General features: G+C 39.1%; 1 pseudogene. It reads right to left on the bottom strand.

What is annotated here, in order from left to right:
* Positions 1 to 1,690 (bottom strand): annotated as a pseudogene (locus EYY60_RS22190) (hypothetical protein); the annotation flags it as partial.

Below are 1,690 nucleotides of genomic sequence, written 5' to 3'. Positions count from 1 at the left end.
ATTCAGTATCTGATCTGCCGTACATCCGTCATTGGATATTCTTAATCCTGTTTGAGACGTAGAATAAGTGATTCCATTTGCCGGCCAAGTGTAAGTTTTTCCAGAACATATTGATTCTGTAGTTACTATATCAGCGGGTTTAGAACCTACAGTCAGATTCAATATTTGATCAGCTGTACATCCGTCATTGTTTATTCTTAATCCTGTTTGTGAAGCAGAATAAGTGATTCCATTTGCCGGCCAAGTGTAGGTCTTTCCATAACATATTGATTCTGTCGTTATGATATCAGCGGGTTTTGGAATCATAACATATCTGTATACAACATCAGCACTACATCCGTCATTTGTTTCTTTATCCAGACCGATGTGGCCTTGTCCTTCGCAATATGTTATGATTTTAATTATATCAGCTGGTTTTGGAGTTATTTCTAATACTAATTCCTGATCAGCCGTACATCCGTCATTGACTTTTGTATAAGTTCCGGATGTATCATAGGTTGTATTGTTTTTATCCCAATGGTAGGTTTGTCCTGAACAGATCTTTATCGTTTCGGATTGTTTAGCTGGTTTCGGAGTTATTTCTAATACCAATTCCTGATCAGCATTACATCCGTCATTGACTTTTGTATAAGTCCCAGCAGCATCATAAGTAACTCCATTTACTGGCCAAGTGTAAGTTTCTCCAGAACACATTGATTTTGTAGTTACAACATCCGCTGGTTTAGGAGTTACGGTTAAATTTAGAATTTGATCTGCCGTACATCCGTCATTGTTTATTCTTAATCCAGTTTGTGATGCAGAATAAGTGATTCCATTTGCTGGCCAAGTGTAGGTTTCGCCAGAACATATTGATTCTGTCGTTACAATGTCAATCGGTTTGGAACCTACGGTCAGATTCAGTGTTTGATCTGGTGTACATCCGTCATTGTTTATTCTTAATCCTGTTTGTGTTGTAGAATAAGTGATTCCGTTTGCTGGCCAAGTGTAGGTTTCGCCAGAACATATTGATTCTGTCGTTACAATGTCAATCGGTTTGGAACCTACGGTCAGATTCAGTGTTTGATCTGGTGTACATCCGTCATTGTTTATTCTTAATCCTGTTTGTGTTGTAGAATAGGTAATTCCGTTTGCCGGCCATGTATATGTTTCACCGAAGCAAATTGTTTGATTGGTTACAGCATCGGCAGGTTTAGGATTTACAGTTAGGTTCAATATTTGATCAGCCGTGCATCCGTCATTGACTTTTCTTAATCCGGTCTGTGATGTGGAATAGGTAATTCCGTTTGCTTGCCAAGTGTAAGTCTGTCCTGAGCAGATTGTTTGATTGGTTACAGCATCTAGAGGTTTATCGATTACAGTCAGGTTCAATATTTGATCCGCCATGCATCCGTCATTAACTATTTTTAATGCATTTTGTGATGTAGAGTAGGTGATTCCGTTTGCTGGCCACGTATATGTTTCACCGAAACAAATTGTTTGATTGGTTACAGCATCGGCAGGTTTAGGATTTACAGTCAGGTTCAATATTTGATCAGCCGTGCATCCGTCATTGACTTTTCTTAATCCGGTCTGTGAAGTGGAATAAGTGATTCCGTTTGCCGGCCAAGTGTAGGTCTGTCCTGAACAGATTGTTTGATTGGTTATCGCATCGGCAGGTTTATCAGTTACAGTTAGGTTCAATATTTGATCC

Source organism: Flavobacterium zhairuonense, from assembly GCF_004352915.1.
Taxonomy (GTDB): Bacteria; Bacteroidota; Bacteroidia; order Flavobacteriales; family Flavobacteriaceae; genus Flavobacterium; species Flavobacterium zhairuonense.
This window is presented reverse-complemented; position numbering and strand designations above follow the sequence as displayed.